Source organism: Paenibacillus barengoltzii G22, assembly GCF_000403375.2.
Taxonomy (GTDB): Bacteria; Bacillota; Bacilli; order Paenibacillales; family Paenibacillaceae; genus Fontibacillus; species Fontibacillus barengoltzii.
The window spans coordinates 562,168-578,263 of sequence record NZ_KE159655.1 but is presented as its reverse complement, the minus strand read 5'-3'; the positions used below and the strand labels follow the sequence as shown (position 1 = coordinate 578,263).

The following is a 16,096-nucleotide window of genomic DNA, read 5'->3' as shown; positions in this document are numbered from 1 at the left end:
GATTTTCCCCTCAATCTGTCGAATTACATCGAAAAGAGCAAGCCAAAAGATCGAGGATGGAAAGAGGGCAGGGGTTCATGAAGAATGGAATGAAGCGCGGGATTCGCGGATTGGTGATTCTCGCGGGGTTCGGAGCCGCCTGGTTGGCTGCGGGATCCGCGGTACAAGCGGCTGCGGTGAACTTTAAAGATGTACCGGCAACCCATTGGGCGTATGACAATGTCATGTGGGCGAAGAACAATGGAGTGACCGACGGGTATCCGGATGGCACGTTCCGCCCGGCACAGTCGGTGACGGAAGCGGAGTTTCTAAGCATGCTGGTGCGGGCCTATCCCGAGATTAAGCTGGATCAGGTGAAAGAGCAGGAGGCCTGGTATACGCCATATTACAACTTGGCCTCTGAATTGGCATGGCCGGTGAGCGATAAGCCGAATGAGCCGATTACACGCGGTTCCGTGGCTCGGTTGATGGCGGCTTTTTATGGGCAGAGCTTAAGTGAAGATGAGGCAGTCCAATGGATTCTGGCACAAGGCTTGGCTCAAGGGAAGAATGGTGCCGGTGTGGAAGGCTTCGCGCCTAAGGATGCGTTGTCGCGGGCGGAAGCGCAGACGTTCCTGTATCGGTTGAAGCTGACGCTGCCTAAGGCGACCAGCCCGGATTTGATCAAACCGGAAATCCAGCTGAAGGGCGTGGGTATCGGCGATTCGACAGAACGCGTGATTGAGCTGCTCGGCGAGCCGGCGCGCAAGGATGTTACGAACTATGGACTGGAATGGTACATCTATAATAAGGATTACAAGCATTATACGCAGGTTGGCGTAGCGGACGGCAAGGTTGTTGGCTTGTTTGGTAATCATGACGAGTGGCAGTTTGCGCCTGATGCGGAGAAAGGGCTGGAGAACCTGCGGATCAGCCTGGCGAGTATTTGGAAGAAGAGCGAGCGTCCGCCGCGGGAGTATGTCGAGACGTATACGCCGAGAGGGTTGTACATCAACCTGTATCTGGATAAGCACGAGAAGTACCGCGTGGACGGCGTGCTGCTGATGGACCAAAAGTTTACGGAGAGCCATGTGTATGCGCCGAATACACCGGAGTCGCTTAAGGCGACAGAGCGGGAGATTTTTGACCTGACCAATTCGTTCCGGGCGCAACGAGGCTTAGGCGTGCTGAGCTGGAATGAATCGGTGGCTGAGGTGGCGCGCGGGCATAGTCGGGATATGGCGGAACGGAATTATTTTGAGCATGATAATCCTGAGGGGAAGTCGGCCGGTGACCGCATGATGGCGCGCGGGATTCCGCAGTTCCGGGCTTGGGGTGAAAATATCGCCGCCGGTTACCTGGATGCCATCGACGGACATTATGGCTGGCTGAACTCCTGGGGTCACCGGGAGAATATGCTGGAGCCTGTATTCACGATGCTGGGTGTGGGTGCGGTAGATGGGCTCAGCAGCAGCGATTACAGAACGTACTACACGCAAAACTTCTATACGCCGTTGTAAACCTGTTCGGCCTTCTCTGCCTGTTCGGTTGGGTTGGCCAGCAGGGGAGGGACCGCTTGCCGGAAGTGACGGGGGCGGTTCCTTTTTTGCACGGAGTATGGTAGAAAAGATAAAGGACAACCTGTTAATACGTAAGTCGGCCGCAGGAGTGCGGTACAGAGAAAGGATGCTTTGACTATGTACGTCGTTTGCAAAGATCATGTGGAACTGGCCATCGATATGTTCGTGGATGAGTTTGAGGATGCCCCGGATGTGGTCGATTTGGAGCACACCAAGTTTATTGATTGGGAGCCGCCGGTGAAATGTCAGGAATGTGACCAGGAGGCGCGGTTTTTGGTGGTGTAAGTGCGGGGCAGGTGAAGGTGCTGGACCGGTGTCAGGTGACTGACAGGTGACTGGCGAGGCACACAACGGAATGAGACACAAAGAAACGGGGCGACGGCAGGGGATGCGGGCCCCGCTTGTTTTTTTTAGATATCTGAGTTTTTGGACTTTGGACGGACGATAACGGAGGGTGTTACGGTGCAGATTCAAATCGTGGCGGTTGGCAAATTGAAGGAAAAATATCTGGTCCAGGGCATTGCGGAATACGCCAAGCGCCTGGCGCCTTATGTGAAATTTCAAGTCGTGGAGGTGCCCGACGAGAAAGCGCCGGAGACGATGAGCGAGGCGGAGCTCATCGGCGTGAAGGAGCGCGAGGGCGAACGCATCCTCGCGCAGATCAAGAGCGATGCGCATGTCATCGCGCTCGCGATTGACGGCCAGCTCTGGAGCTCGGAGGAGCTGGCCGCGGAGATCGACCGGCTCGGCACCTACGGGACGAGCCATGTCGTGTTCGTCATCGGCGGGAGCCTCGGGCTCGCCGATGCGGTCCTCCGCCGTGCGCAGCAGCGGCTGTCGTTCGGGCGCATGACGCTGCCCCACCAGCTCATGCGCCTGGTGCTCACCGAGCAGATTTATCGCGCGGTGAAGATCAATCGGGGGGAACCGTATCACAAGTAGGGCAAGTGTTTTTATAGAATTCCTTACGGGACAAGGATTTCAATATATGTCTGTTGAATTATGGAAGTGCAATGAAAAGATCGGACTATGATTTTGAGTGGAGGATCTCGTTCATGAGAAAAATTATTGTGCTTGAACATGTCTCCCTTGATGGGATCATACAAGCCCCAGGGGGGCCAGACGAAGATAACAGCGGCGGCTTCGTGAATGGCGGTTGGTCAGCACCATATTCCGATGAGATCCTTGGAACGTTACTGAGCAGGCAGATGAATATACCCTTCGATCTGTTGTTAGGGCGTAAAACTTATGAAATCTGGGCACCGTACTGGCCGCAGCATGCGGATGTATGGCCGGGGGCCAACAAGGCGACTAAATATGTTGCCTCAAATACAATGACCTCTGGTGAATGGCAGCATTCTGTGTTTTTAAGTGGAGATATCGCAGAGAAAATTACCAAGATTAAACAACAGCAAGGGCCGAATTTGCACGTATGGGGAAGCGGTGATCTCATTCAGACGCTTATGAAGCATGATTTGATCGATGTGTTCTGGCTGATGATTTATCCGATTACTTTGGGCAGCGGGAAGCGGTTATTTGCTGGAGGTACGATCCCGGCGGCATTCAAGGTGACGGAAAGCAAGGTTACCCCGAGTGGCGTTATTGTTGCAAATTATGAGCGTGCAGGTGCAATTACAATCGGAAGTTTATGAATACTCAAGTATAGTTTTAAAGGCCATCCCACAAAAGGATGGCCTTTAAAACTTGCCGTTACAGACAGCGCGGAGAACCGTATCACAAGTGACGCAAATCACCATCTCACCTTAGCATATATGGATTTCTATTTTTTAGAACGAGGGGGTCATACAGACTATCAAGGCAGGGGCTACGGTAGGTTACGGCTCCAATGAGGGTACGGTGAGATGAAGAGAAGCAGACGTTTAAAGGTGACTTAGGTTTTTGCTGGTTTGATTATTCCCATAATCGATTACTGACTGAATTAGGCGTGTTAAAGAACGGAATTGCCCAATTCGCATGAACGATACCATAAGTGACGACTAAAATCCCCCCAAAGACCGATTGGAAAGTTTCATTACACTTTGAATGAAAGACTGCAATTCGTTTATAAATATTTTGGCAGCTTGCCCCATAAATTTGTCCGTTCGATGTAGGATGCAAATATCCTGACTTGGTGTAGGATCGAGCAGCGTCACGGCTGAAATGTTATCGCGTTTCAGGTAATCAAGCAGCAGTCGCGGAAGAATTGCCGCTCCTACCCCTTGTTCGACTAAGGACAGAAGCGTCGATAATGTAGAGGTTACAATTGAATTATCTATCGCAATTCCCTTTTCTTGACAACAAGAATGGATGACCTTCGTAATCTGATGCTCTGGACCGAACATTACCATCTTTAACTGCTGTAATTGTTCAAAGGGGATCGCCTTTGATTTTGCAAAAGGGTGATCCGATTGGATGGCTAAAACAAACTCCTCGTGGAACAAAGGGATGATCGAGATGCGATCCTCCGGATTCGCAGGCACAATGGTAACCCCAAGATCCCTTGTGCCGTCCACAACCTGTTCATAAACGTCCACGGTCTCCGTAACGCGTATGGAAAGCTTGGGATATGTGCGGTGGAAATTGATCAATAGTGCATCAAACAGCAAATCTCCGTCTCCAGGAAGAATCCCGATGTCTAGCACACCGCCTTCCATTCGCTTCAGATCCGTAATTGCCCCCTTAATGTAGTCGATCCGATCGAAGATAATATGACATTGATCGAGCAAGATCTTGCCCGCTTCCGTTAACGCGATCCGTTTACCAATCCGATCGAAGAGAGGCATCCCGAGCTCGTTTTCCAGAAACTTGATCTGCTGACTCAGATTCGACTGGGTCGTGCATAGGTTCTCAGCAGCCCTTGAGAAATGCATTTCCTTACAAACAGCGGCAAAATACTCAAGCTGTCTAAGTTCCATTCCTCACTCCCCCTTATAATAAATGGCCTCAATTTTTAATTATAAACAGTAATCCAACTTATCCCAAACCCTCTCATTCAATCATTACTCAAACCGATCATTTGAATCGGAATCTCGTGATTGTTGCTTTGTGGGGGCAAAGGTACAATCTGGATGTAACCGAAACACTTACAATAAATGTATTGAGAGGTGTTTTAACCATGGGAAATTCGATAATAACAACTGGAAAAGTTCTGCGTCAGATCGTGATCGGGCAGCTTCAGGCATTTCTCAAGATCAATTCGACATTCAATCGAAGCATTTCAATAACACGATTCGTTGGAATGTTGGTCATATGGTTTATTGGATGGACAAATACACCACTTTATCCTTCGGATTCCCGTCTGCAATTTCGCCTCAATATGAAACGCTGTTTGGCTCCGGAACGAAACCTTCGGATTGATGCAATAAGGTAAAGAAATGACGAATTGGATGGAGTGCTACCGACAAATGTTCCATCTCTAAAAAGGAGACTGATGCGATATGAAACCTGATCAAGTGTTACAATCATATCTCGATAACTTAGTGGATATGGATAAAGCGCTCAGCTGTGTTCACAGTGATGCCAAGTTTATCGCTGCATTCGAGAAGGAGACGGACAGACATCACTTTTATGGAACCTATTATGGGATAGACGGTGTGAGGACGCTATTGTCTAAGTTCCAGAAAGATCTTGATACCCAAGAATTCGAGATTTATAAGATCCTCGCTGATGAAATCACAGCTTTTGCTTGGGGAAGATTTAAACATCGGATTCGGCCTACCGATAAAATTTTTGAAAGCTATTGGGCGATCGTTTGCGAAGTGGAAGACGGCAAGATTAAGTATTTTCGAGGCTTTGAAGATACGGGTGCTTTGGAGGCTTCTTTTAGAGGGGATTGATTTTTTCACGAAGGGGATCAGGGACATGCCGAAATGGCTTGGGGATTACGGAATCCTATTGGTGCGGGTCCGTATATACCTATGAAGATGGGCTGATGCTCGTATGTCCATAATGTGCCCATGAGTGGTCTGCGGAATCCGAGAATGGCCCCGTTGCTGAAAAGATTGTAAAAGATGCCTATGGCATCGTCCTGAGCGATGGGGACACCGTAACGATCATTAAAGATCTGAAAGTCAAAGGAAGCTCATCGACGTTGAAGATCGGTACAAAGGTGATAAATATCCGCTTGGTAGATGGCGATCATAATATTTATTGATTGCAAAATTGACGGGTTCGGTGCAATGAAGCTGAAGTCAGAATTTGTAAAGAAGAGCTAACGTCTAAGGGCCATCCCACAAGGGATGGCCTTAAATCTTGCCGTTGAATTACATTATAATGCTCCTGCACCTCTTGCGGAATAGAACGAAGGGTAAATCGGTCGATACTGTAATTCCTCTCTGATCCGCGTCGTATCTACGATCATATCCCATGGATCATAGTCCTGTTGTAACGCTTCCGGTGACACTTCGCTATGATGAAGTTGAAACAGCTCCAACACGGAGATCGGCGCATCATCGGCAACGTTATAGATTCGGCCATCAATCCCCGGCGTGAATGCGGCGAGCATCAAGGCTTGGCTTATGTCCGCATGGTGTGCCATGTGAATCCGCTTGGCTGGATTCCAGTTCCGGAAGATCGGCATCACCTCGGTGATGTGAGGATCCCCTTCGCCATAAACAAAGGGAAATCGTACGATGCGCACGCCCAATCCCTGTTCGCGATGGAGCTGCAGCAGCGCCTCCTCGGCCTTAACTTTGCTTTGAGGATAAGCATGGGTGGGCTTGAGCTCGTCATCTTCACGGCTTGGTCTCGAACGGACTACCGAAGCGTACACATTACTGGTACTGGAAAAAACAAACCTTGGCACATTCGTTTCTAGTGCAGCATGGGCTAGTGCCAGGGTTCCATCGAAGTTTGCCGTTCGAGTGGTGTGCTCGTCTACTCCACGAAACTGTGCTGCCAAGTGAACGATGGCATCCACGCCCTGGAGGGCATCAATATAATGGTCCGGCTGCAAAAGATCGCCCTCAATGACTTCAGCCCCTTGCTGGTGAAGCCCATCCGCCTTGGCAGCATCCCTAACCAACAGTTTAACGTGATGACCGCGCTGCAACAGACGCGGAACAAATCGGCTGCCTACTTTACCCGTGGCTCCTGTTACAAAAACGTTCATTTTCATTCCTCCTGCATTTTATTCGGGTGCTACACGAGGAGTATAATAAAATGTGCAAGCCGCTTCCTTCCTGCGTTTATCGTACGATTGGAAGTGTCAGGATAGGAGGAGTGGTATATGGAGGAAGTTAACTCTAGGAAGGCGTTAGGTGAATTTTTACGTTCACGTCGAGAACGTCTGACTCCGGAAGAAGTGGGGTTGGTATCCTATGGCCGGCGGCGGACCACGGGGCTGCGAAGGGATGAAGTCGCACACCTTGCCCACATCGGAACATCATGGTATACCTCTCTGGAGCAAGGTCGAAGCGTCAATCCATCAGAGGACGTCCTTAATAATATAGCTAAAGCGCTGCGATTGACCGAGGATGAACGTCGTCATCTCCATCACCTCGCAAGACCGAGTCATCCGGAAAAGGCAGAGAGTCAGCAATTAACGGCAGGTTTGGAACGGACGATAAGGGCTTTCGATCCGCATCCGGCATTCATTATCGGGCGATATTGGGATTTATTGCTGTGGAACCATGCCGCCGAGCTTGTTTTTCGATTGCCGGTGTACTGCAATAACCTGCCCCAGCGTCCCCATTGGATGAGACACCTTTTGACGGACCCCGAGCTAGGATCGAATATCAAGGATTGGGAAGTCAAGGCACGTGTCTTGATTGCGAACTTTCGTGCGGATTATGCGCGATTCCCGAATGATGCAAGGTTTCAGGAACTGATCGATGAATTTATGCAGAGCAGCCGGTTGTTTCGCGAGATCTGGCCACTGCATGACGTTCAGGTCGCAACGGATCGCCGTAAACGGAGCTACGATCCACGGATCGGTGAGATGGAGTTCGAGCATGTGGTTTTGCAGCCGCCGACCAATCCAGACCTGAAGATCATGATATACACCGCTTCAACAGATACTGCAACACGTTTGCGAAGTGCTGCTAGACTAAAAAGTAGACATGGAGAACCGAGAATCGGGTAAAATGAATCTATCCAAATTCGAGGTGCTACCATGACGAAAAAATACGATAAAGAATTTAAACTGCAAACGATTCAGATGATCCAGGAAGAAGGGAAAGCGGTGGCGCAGGTCGCCCGCGAACTGGGGATCAGCGACAACACCCTGTATCGTTGGATGGCGGAATACAAGAAAGACGGCGCACAGGCCTTTCCAGGCAGTGGGCAACTGAAAGCCGACGATAAAGCAATGAGAGATCTTCAGAAACGCCTTCGTGATCTGGAAGAGGAGAACGACATCTTAAAAAAGGCGATGCACTACTTCGCCAAAGACCGGCGCTGATCTATGCCTTCATCCACGATCATCGCTTCAAGTGCCGAGTCTCGAAGATGTGCGAAGCCTTTGAAGTATCCCGAAGCGGCTATTACAAATGGACCCAGCGAAAAGCCAGCAAACGTGAAAAGCGACGTCGCAAGCTGGAGCGGCGGATCCGTCGTATCTTTCTAGAATCCCGTCGATTATATGGAAGCCCCAAAGTAGCAAAAGAACTGCACAAGCAGGGCATACGAGTGTCCGAGAAAACAGTCGCTCGGATCATGAAGGAGCTGGGTTTACGTTCTCGCACGGTGAAGAAATACAAGGCCACAACCAACTCGAAGCACAACCTGCCTGTCCAAGAGAACGTGTTGAACCGCGAGTTTAATCCGTCCGCTCCAAACAAGGCCTGGGTGGCTGATATTACGTATATCCCGACCGATGAGGGGTGGCTATACCTGGCAAGCATCATGGACCTGTACAGTCGTAAAATCGTTGGATTTCACATGGATGAGCGAATGACGAAAGAACTCGTGTTAACGGCGCTGGACCGCGCCCACAGCCAGCAGCGACCGTGCGAAGAGGTTCTGCATCATTCGGATCGCGGCAGCCAGTACGCTTCTCATGACTACCAGGCGCGGCTGCGCACCTACAAGATGAAAGGCAGTATGAGCCGCAAAGGGAACTGCTACGATAATGCGTGTATTGAATCGTTCCACAGTGTGCTTAAGAAAGAACTTGTCTACTTGGAGAAGTTCAAAACACGCAAGCAAGCCAAGAAACGCATTTTTGAATATATTACCTGCTTCTACAATGGAAAACGAATCCATTCCGCGATTGGGTATTCTACGCCCAATGAGTGCGAACGTATGTACCGATCTGCCGCATAATTTTCTCGATTCTTTGTGTCTACTCTATTGACAGAGGTACAAAGTCTATTGGATAGCATAAAGCAATAGGGAGGCTAAGTTGCATCAGATTCAACAGAGTGGAGTCAAATCTTTGCAAATACTTGCATCAATAAAGCTATAGTGATAGTAGGGGACCCTTGGGATTAAACGGGTCTCTTTTTTTTGCTATATCTTTCTGGCTTGATAACAAAAGTCCCAGGAAGCATCTTTGCTTTCTATTTGCTCAATCCATTCTTCGATTTCCTCACCCGCATCAGGATATACCAGAGCTTTTTCCATTATCAGGTTCAAACATAAAGTTTTCTTTAGGTTTCATCCAGGAGCGAGTCACTTTGATAAAGTAGTAGGAAGAAGTCAATTTGATGCAGGCTCATCAACAATTTATACGATATGACCCAATTTGGGAGGAATGACGGACATGGATACGGCTATAAAGGGAGTATCGAAGATTTTTCTAGTCTTGCTGTTAGTGCTAGGCACTCTACCCGGATGGTTCGCAACCGGAGATGGTAAGGCGTATGCGGCAGTAGGCAGCTTTGCTGGAGGAACGGGAACAGAACAAGATCCTTATCAGATCGCAACCGCTGAACAACTAAACGAGGTTAGAAACCATACGGGTTACAGCACTTATTACATACTTACAAATCACATTGACTTAGCCGGTTACGGAAACTGGGTACCGATAAGTGGATTTAATGGGAGAATTGACGGAAATGGGTATGTCATCTCAAACTTATCGATAAGTTCAGACTCAGACTACGCCGGATTATTCGCGGATATCGGGTATTCGGGAAAACTGATCAATATGAAGCTGGAGAATGTGAATGTTAGGGGGCAAGGATATGTAGGCGGTCTAGCCGGTCAAAGTAAAGGTCAGATCGATAAGAGCAGCGTGACGGGGGTTGTGTATGGTAAAAATATCGTTGGCGGACTCGTGGGCAATTTTGAAAATAGTTCAATTTCGGAAAGTTACTCAACGGCAACGGTGAGTGGGATAGATCTAACATCTGATAATGAGATAGGTGGACTAGTTGGACATGTTTTTGAAGGAGTCATTCACAAAAGCTACGCAACAGGAGATGTGAATGGAAATGAAAAAGTAGGCGGATTGGTAGGTTACTCTTATCGCGACAGTACGATTAGCGAAAGCTATGCGACAGGAGCAGTGAGTGGGACTTATGTTGTAGGTGGCTTGGTAGGTGATTACTTCCAAACGACCATCCGCAACAGCTACGCTGCAGGTATGGTTACTGGGATATCCTACATAGGCGGATTGGTGGGGAATACCTTTCAGGGGTTAATAAGCAATAGCTTTGCAATTGGGACAGTCAGTGGACAGTCATTTGTAGGTGGATTAGTTGGAGCAAATTTTCAGACAACGTATAATAACAGTTTCTACGACAAAGTGACAACGGGCCAATCTGCGGGTGCTGGCGAGGGCAAAACAACCGCAGAGATGCAACTGGAAGCTACATTCGCAGGTTGGGATGCCCTGGTGTGGCGTATACTTCCTGGTCAATACCCGGAGTTGAAACCGCCGATTCAGCTAACCCAAGGGGCGACAGTAGGAACAACGAAGCTAAATGGTGTTGAAAGTGGTATGGAGTTTTCGATCAACGGTTCTGCAGCATACACATCGATTACAAACGCAGTTTATGATAACATTCCAGTAAATATTGGCGATACAATCACTATCCGTATGGCACCGCCAGTAACATCAGGCGAATTCACGTTAACGGTCGGTTATGTCGACATCAAACCTGCAGATGCACCTGCTGCGGCTTTGGAGCAGGGGTTACAGAGCGGAACGACGAGGTTGACTAGTGTGTCTCCTTTAATGGAGTACAGAGTCAATGCGGATGCTTACCAGGCGATAACCGGAACAAGCGAAGACAATATTACGGTTGCGGCAGGCGATAAAATATATGTCCGAATCAAGCCAACCGCACAGCAACCGGCATCGGCCGTACAGGTATTGAGCGTAACTTTAGCAGATATTAAGCCAATACCCGTAGTGCCTATCGGAACAGCAGCGATCACTGGAGTCACGGTGCCAGTGCGGGGGGCAACACCGGTCATAACACTGCCGTCAACGGCAGAATATACGGCAACGGTTGCGTGGTCGCCTGCGGATTCAGTGTTTAAGGCAAATACGGTTTATACGGCAACGATCGTGGTCTCACCAAGAGCCGGGTATACGTTAACAGGTGTTCCAGCAAACTTCTTCACGGTAGCTGGAGCAACAACGACAAATGAAGCCAATTCTGACACAATTACAGCGGTATTCCCGGCAACAGCATCTGAGACAGTTGGCGGGGGTGGAAGTGGTAGTGGCAGTGGCAGTGGAAGCGGAAGCCCAGCGTCTCCAAGTAGTACTACACCATTGACGACTCCGGCAGATCAAGAGCAAACGCCAACAAAACCAGAGCCAGAGTCCACAAATGATTTATTTAAAAGAAGCATTGTCAATGCAGCCGATTTAGTAAAAACGATCGCATCCAGAGTAGAAGATGCGAAGAAAGCAAACGTTACAATGAATTTTGTAGACATGCAGGGGCATTGGGCGGAGGAGACGATCAACACTTTCACCAAGTTGAAGCTGATCAATGGCTATGAAGATGGTTCGTTTAGACCCAACAATCCGATCACCCGCGCGGAGTTCGCAGTGATGCTGAATCGCGCGTTCCAAATCCAAGGCGGCAGCACAATGAGTCCGGGATTGAAGGACATTGAAGATTCCTGGGCTAAAGAAGATATTGAGACCCTAGTAGCGGCAGGGGTAATTAACGGCTACCCGGACGGTACGTTCAAGCCGAATCAGACGGTTACACGTGAAGAAATGGTGGTCATGCTGTCGCGAATCATGAACTTGGACAACTTGGAGAAAGATCAGACGAAAGGCCATTTCAATGATCTGAACGGTGCGTATGCAGCGGAGGAGATCCAAGCATCGGCTCAGGCAGGCATCGTTAGCGGTAAAGGGGATGGAAGCTTCAACCCTAAGAGTAATGCTACACGTGCTGAAGCGTTGCAGATTATCCTGAATGTGTTGAAGCTGAAGCCGGAGTTGAAGACATTGCTAGAATCACTTCACTAGTATCCGTAAAGGACGCCGATTGGGGCGTCCTTTTTTCTTACTGTAGATGTTGCTGAAAACCGTATCATAAGTAGCGGCAAGTTGTCGGAATTGTCTGTACTGTTAAGTGTGCCTGGCTTAACCTAAATCTCAAAATCTGTGTTACCATGGTCGGTCAATTCAAACGGACCAGGTGTGACATCTGCCTCAGGTCTCTTGATTCCGACAAAGTCGGAGTCGAAACGATATGGAGTGCCATCGGGTTCCTCATAGTTCATATCGGCGTGATACGTCTTGCCAAGCAGGTCAGTGGTAATCACCATAGGAGAGGCTCCCTGAAGCAGATGGGGGTCGTTGACCTGAATTTTCACCTTGCCGTGTTCAGGGTTAACTTCAACGTTTATGACCTTCTGCACATAGATTTTTGCATTCAATTCATGAAGGCTGGGTACCGCATTGTTAAGATATACATTGCCCCCCATAGCTACCGGAAGAACCGCATTTCCTATAAAGAAATCCTTTGCTGCATCACCAAGTTCGGCAAGCTCTTCATTCGTGTATTCCCACCATTTTTTATCTTTGATATTAGGATGTTTATCGTACCCTCCGAGCCCCACAGCGTGCAAATAACAAATGGAATTGTCCGGAACGCCATCCATGACGGTCTTTCCGTCCGCTCCAACCTCATCCCTTGGTTTCAATGGCAGATGTTCAAAAAAGGTTATTGGAACAGGTTCCGTAAAAGCCTCGTTATTCCCCAAAAATATGTTGTTGTAGTATCTGTCATCTCCTCCAGTAATATTGGAGTATCCCGCCATTGCTGTTTCGTGAGGGAAGTGATACGGCGTAGTGCGGGTTATTTCAGAACGAACTACAAAATGACCTGCAAACAAATTATGGACAAATGCACCGCCCTGTGCCATATTTCTGAAATTCATAGGGGAGAGGAACAGATTATGATCGGCCAGATACGGACCATGGCAAACCTCAACGAAGAGATCTTCCGAAAGGTTGTCAAAAAATACATTCCGGCTGATGCGGGTGCCCTGTGCCTGCCAGTCAAGCCAAAGTGCACGGTAACAGCTATAGATGACATTTTCGCTAATTTGTGTATCTAGGGCAGCATGCAGTTTGATTCCAGCTACTTCGGCACCGTGTCTAATCCGTTTGTGATGAATATTGTAAATACGGTTCTGATAAATGTGGCTGAAGGCTGCTCCCATATGACCTACAATACCTGCCTGTTCGCAATCGTGAATCACATTGCCGCGAACGATGTGACTGCCCACGGTGTCCTTATGCCAGCCTGAGCGTAATGCTCGTAAAATCACCTCCTGCTCCCGTTGAGTACCGCCTTTACTGTGCTTCCCCGAAGTCTTCGCGTGACCTGTACCGATAGGAGTACCTAGACTGATTCCAACGCATTTGGATTCACTGATGATATTGTTTTCAATAATCCAACCCTTGCTCCAGTGAGGTCCGATCAGGCCTTCCTGGTAGTCTGTAGGCGGTGCCCATTGAGGAGAAGCTTGACGAAGTGTGAAACCGCTTACGGTTATATAGTTAAGCCCCGGTTTCTCAGGCCAGAAGCAATAAGGACGGACACTGATCTCCACGTTCTCCTTACGAGGATCTTTGCCGCCAAAATTGGCCCAGATCTTCGTTGTCACAGAACCAACTTCGGCATACCATTGTAACAGTGAGTCTTTGGGATATTTGGCTTCAGGCCACACTTCGGGATTGTAAACCTTATCGACACTATCACATTCATATAATGATTTGTGATCTAAATATACATCACCGAGATGAACCGGGAAGGCTCCGTCAAATAGCCAATCGCCGCTCAACTCTACTTCAAAGGGATTACGAACGGAAAACATGGAATTGGGCACTTCTGTGCTCCAAACGTTGTCTCGTTCAAACTTCCAGTCGGTAATCCGTTCAGCACCTGTAATGACGACTTCTCCGTCTCCTGCGGAACGATATATGATTCGATGCTCGGCTGTTCCTCCGTTAGCCGGATTCACCCATTCCCTGTATACTCCTGCATGAACAATAACCGTATCACCGGCCATGGCTAGAGCCGCAGCGCGTGAGATTGTACGAAAGGGGTGATCAGCAGTGCCTTTTGCTTGATCATCCCCATGTATGGATACATGATATTCCATAGAAATGCTCCTTCTTTCTATCGTATTCTCACTGTACCAATCCTTAACTTCATCCTAAATTATCATAATTGTACTATACCTTCATAATATTGGCACATAACCATTTGTAAAAAGTAACGGCCCCTAATCGGATGCAAAGCATCGAAGATGAGGGGCCGTATATTCATGCTAGGCGGTTACTCTACGCCGAGATACTTCTTATATTCAGAAACCAACGCTTCTTCTGATTTTCCAAATGCATTCTGAAAAGCCGCTGCAGGCTGAGAGCCCTTCGAGAATTCATTAAGCAGGTCCAGGTATTGCTCGTGGCTATAGTTTTGTTCGAGGAAGAATACCATGCTTTCAAACGAGAAATACTCGTCTGGATACGAGTTTAAGTCGGTAAACGACGTGATCTTGTTCCAATCGATAGGTGACCAACCTGAAGCGCTATTCCGTCTCTTGAGTTCGTTCTTGTAATAGGTAAGGTCACGCTTGTCGCCAGCGGGATCAGAGGAAGGACCGTACTGGGAATAGCCATTGATCTTCTTGGCAACGTAATCTGCTTGTCCTTCAAGCAACCAGCTCGTTCTGCCGCTTAGCGTAGATCCAAGCTTGTAGATATCCCATTTCTGATGCTGGTAAGCATGTGCCAGTTCATGCGCAAAGACAAACCGAACGCTTTCATCACCCGCCATATTATAGTTTTCTTCGACGGCAAGTTTTATGGCATTATGCTGTGGATTGTGGAACGATCCAGAGTCAATCTTAAAGATGCCGTCGCTGTCATGAATCCACACATCAACCTTTTTCTTCAAGGTATCCGATCCGAAAAATTGATCTTGCGCCTTTAAGATGTCCTCAGCCTCTGTGTAAAGATAATGGAACCTTTGGTCGGCTTTAGGTGTGAAATGAAGCATGAGATTCTTCGTTTCATAGGTGATCCAACCATCTTGAGCAGTCGCGGACGAAGAGGTTCCTTGATCCTTGAGCTGCTGTTCAAGCTCAGCGATTCGTTGCTCTGCTTCCTTAAGTTTCTCTGCATCGGTTGAGTTCGTGCTCGTTGCTTCCTGTGGGATCATTGAAATGGTGTTCGTGTTGCCGTTCCATTTGACGTCCTGATTCAAGGATTCTGCAACGAAACGAAGAGGTACGTAGGTTGTTCCGTTGTAAATAAATCCTTTATTATTTTCTGGTGCTTTCTTTTCAACGCCGTTGAAGAGGTACTTGATGTTACTGAAACTGACTTTGATGCTGGTTTCAGTACTAGAGGCGTAGGCTACACCCGTGAAAATTACTGCAAAAAGCGTGCAGGCAACGGTGATACGTGTTAATGATTGGTGTTTTTTCATGATGGCATTCTCCTGAAGTCATATTCGGTAGATCGTTTTGCACATTGTTTCATTATTTACCGATATGACTGCGTGGTCAAGTCATAGATTGGGGAAGATACCCTTTTTTAGGTTGCTGCCATCCACAATGGGTCGCCCCCTAACCGGATCGGAAATCACCATAAGCAAAGGTTTACTTAATTTACTGTCTTATTGACAAAATCAATCTCAGTTCGGATCCCTTTGTGAGCGTCATTCCACAGACCCTTTGTCAGGCGAATGCGCAGCAGGCAGGTGTTAGGGTCCTCGTCGTTATTGGCTTCGTAATACCACTCAGCGAATATTTTGCGCAGCTTGGTCATCATCTCCGCGTTTTTCTCGTCACATACCCAGCCCAGATTTTCACCAATACCATCCGCCGTAAAGTTCTCGACGATGATACAAATGGCCACTTCGGGGTTTTGGGCAATCTGCAGCATTTTGTTGGAGGTCGCATAGGTGACGATGTAGAACGCGCCGTCCTCATAATAGGCGTCAACAATACGGGCGGCGGGGCGGCTTCTGCCACCCGCACCCGGTTCCAGTGCGATGGTGGACAGGGAGATGAGGCAGTCCTTGTTACCTACTTGTTCTTCCAGCAACTTCATGGCTTCATCATACTTGCTCATCAAATTACCTCCTAAAGCAGGATAAGGTTTC

At 48.3% G+C, this 16,096-nt stretch carries 13 protein-coding genes and 1 pseudogene; 9 read left to right on the top strand and 5 right to left on the bottom strand.

The annotated features are described in order from the left end of the window. Positions 1-77 precede the first annotated feature (77 nt). The 4 genes from C812_RS20385 to C812_RS20375 all read left to right on the top strand — a co-directional run bounded on the left by C812_RS20385 (position 78) and on the right by C812_RS20375 (position 3,211). The gene (locus C812_RS20385) at positions 78-1,499 is read left to right on the top strand and encodes a CAP-associated domain-containing protein (RefSeq protein WP_016314540.1); all 1,422 of its coding nucleotides are present in this window, start codon (positions 78-80) and stop codon (positions 1,497-1,499) included. A gap of 177 nt (positions 1,500-1,676) precedes the next feature. Beyond that, a complete protein-coding gene (locus C812_RS22060) occupies positions 1,677-1,844 on the top strand; it encodes a CxxH/CxxC protein (protein ID WP_009223395.1) in 168 nt (55 codons plus the stop codon). 177 nt (positions 1,845-2,021) lie between these two features. Continuing rightward, positions 2,022-2,501 (top strand): 23S rRNA (pseudouridine(1915)-N(3))-methyltransferase RlmH, encoded by a 480-nt coding sequence (gene rlmH / locus C812_RS20380; RefSeq protein WP_016314539.1) that lies wholly within the window; start codon positions 2,022-2,024, stop codon positions 2,499-2,501. Between the two features lie 113 nt (positions 2,502-2,614). Continuing rightward, the gene (locus C812_RS20375) at positions 2,615-3,211 is read left to right on the top strand and encodes a dihydrofolate reductase family protein (protein WP_016314538.1); all 597 of its coding nucleotides are present in this window, start codon (positions 2,615-2,617) and stop codon (positions 3,209-3,211) included. A gap of 345 nt (positions 3,212-3,556) precedes the next feature. Here C812_RS20375 and C812_RS20370 read toward each other — a convergent pair whose 3' ends face one another. Continuing rightward, on the bottom strand, positions 3,557-4,474 hold the full coding sequence (locus tag C812_RS20370; protein ID WP_016314537.1) for a LysR family transcriptional regulator: 918 nt from the start codon (positions 4,472-4,474) through the stop codon (positions 3,557-3,559). Between the two features lie 522 nt (positions 4,475-4,996). Between C812_RS20370 and C812_RS20360 the strand changes: the two genes are divergently transcribed. Then, complete coding sequence (locus C812_RS20360) at positions 4,997-5,395, top strand: nuclear transport factor 2 family protein (protein ID WP_016314536.1); 399 nt, start codon at positions 4,997-4,999, stop codon at positions 5,393-5,395. A 95-nt stretch (positions 5,396-5,490) separates the two neighbouring features. Beyond that, a pseudogene (locus C812_RS22055) lies at positions 5,491-5,773 on the top strand (zinc ribbon domain-containing protein YjdM). 53 nt (positions 5,774-5,826) lie between these two features. Here the strand turns inward: C812_RS22055 and C812_RS20355 are convergent. Next, positions 5,827-6,669, bottom strand: coding sequence for an NAD-dependent epimerase/dehydratase family protein (locus C812_RS20355; protein WP_016314535.1), 843 nt, complete (start codon positions 6,667-6,669; stop codon positions 5,827-5,829). A 117-nt stretch (positions 6,670-6,786) separates the two neighbouring features. Between C812_RS20355 and C812_RS20350 the strand changes: the two genes are divergently transcribed. From C812_RS20350 to C812_RS21695, 3 genes are all read left to right on the top strand, one after another. After that, entirely contained in the window at positions 6,787-7,641 is an 855-nt protein-coding gene (locus C812_RS20350; protein WP_016314534.1) for a helix-turn-helix transcriptional regulator, read from the top strand. Positions 7,642-7,671: 30 nt separating this feature from the next. After that, positions 7,672-8,822 (top strand): IS3 family transposase gene (locus C812_RS20340; protein ID WP_248931314.1). Its coding sequence is split into 2 segments (ribosomal slippage): positions 7,672-7,927 and positions 7,927-8,822, totalling 1,152 coding nucleotides; the frame shifts between segments, so codons are not numbered across the junction. Between the two features lie 439 nt (positions 8,823-9,261). After that, positions 9,262-11,940, top strand: coding sequence for an S-layer homology domain-containing protein (locus C812_RS21695; protein WP_016314533.1), 2,679 nt, complete (start codon positions 9,262-9,264; stop codon positions 11,938-11,940). A gap of 122 nt (positions 11,941-12,062) precedes the next feature. On the opposite strand, the gene C812_RS20330 is transcribed toward C812_RS21695, so the two are convergent. From C812_RS20330 to C812_RS20320, 3 genes are all read right to left on the bottom strand, one after another. After that, positions 12,063-14,087: a right-handed parallel beta-helix repeat-containing protein gene (locus tag C812_RS20330; RefSeq protein ID WP_016314532.1), complete on the bottom strand. Its 2,025-nt coding sequence runs from the start codon at positions 14,085-14,087 to the stop codon at positions 12,063-12,065. A 176-nt stretch (positions 14,088-14,263) separates the two neighbouring features. Continuing rightward, positions 14,264-15,418, bottom strand: a complete 1,155-nt coding sequence (locus C812_RS22440; protein ID WP_016314531.1) for a stalk domain-containing protein — start codon at positions 15,416-15,418, stop codon at positions 14,264-14,266. A gap of 176 nt (positions 15,419-15,594) precedes the next feature. Beyond that, entirely contained in the window at positions 15,595-16,065 is a 471-nt protein-coding gene (locus C812_RS20320; RefSeq protein WP_016314530.1) for a pyridoxamine 5'-phosphate oxidase family protein, read from the bottom strand. Positions 16,066-16,096: the final 31 nt, after the last annotated feature.

What these genes read in the sequence shown, in the direction of transcription:
- C812_RS20375 (WP_016314538.1), top strand. Translation starts at nt 2,615, where the DNA reads ATGAGAAAAATTATTGTGCTTGAACATGTCTCCCTTGATGGGATCATA.
- C812_RS20320 (WP_016314530.1), bottom strand. Translation starts at nt 16,065, where the DNA reads ATGAGCAAGTATGATGAAGCCATGAAGTTGCTGGAAGAACAAGTAGGT.
- C812_RS20370 (WP_016314537.1), bottom strand. Translation starts at nt 4,474, where the DNA reads ATGGAACTTAGACAGCTTGAGTATTTTGCCGCTGTTTGTAAGGAAATG.
- C812_RS20330 (WP_016314532.1), bottom strand. Translation starts at nt 14,087, where the DNA reads ATGGAATATCATGTATCCATACATGGGGATGATCAAGCAAAAGGCACT.
- C812_RS20350 (WP_016314534.1), top strand. Translation starts at nt 6,787, where the DNA reads ATGGAGGAAGTTAACTCTAGGAAGGCGTTAGGTGAATTTTTACGTTCA.
- C812_RS22060 (WP_009223395.1), top strand. Translation starts at nt 1,677, where the DNA reads ATGTACGTCGTTTGCAAAGATCATGTGGAACTGGCCATCGATATGTTC.
- C812_RS20355 (WP_016314535.1), bottom strand. Translation starts at nt 6,669, where the DNA reads ATGAACGTTTTTGTAACAGGAGCCACGGGTAAAGTAGGCAGCCGATTT.
- C812_RS22440 (WP_016314531.1), bottom strand. Translation starts at nt 15,418, where the DNA reads ATGAAAAAACACCAATCATTAACACGTATCACCGTTGCCTGCACGCTT.
- C812_RS20385 (WP_016314540.1), top strand. Translation starts at nt 78, where the DNA reads ATGAAGAATGGAATGAAGCGCGGGATTCGCGGATTGGTGATTCTCGCG.
- C812_RS20360 (WP_016314536.1), top strand. Translation starts at nt 4,997, where the DNA reads ATGAAACCTGATCAAGTGTTACAATCATATCTCGATAACTTAGTGGAT.
- C812_RS21695 (WP_016314533.1), top strand. Translation starts at nt 9,262, where the DNA reads ATGGATACGGCTATAAAGGGAGTATCGAAGATTTTTCTAGTCTTGCTG.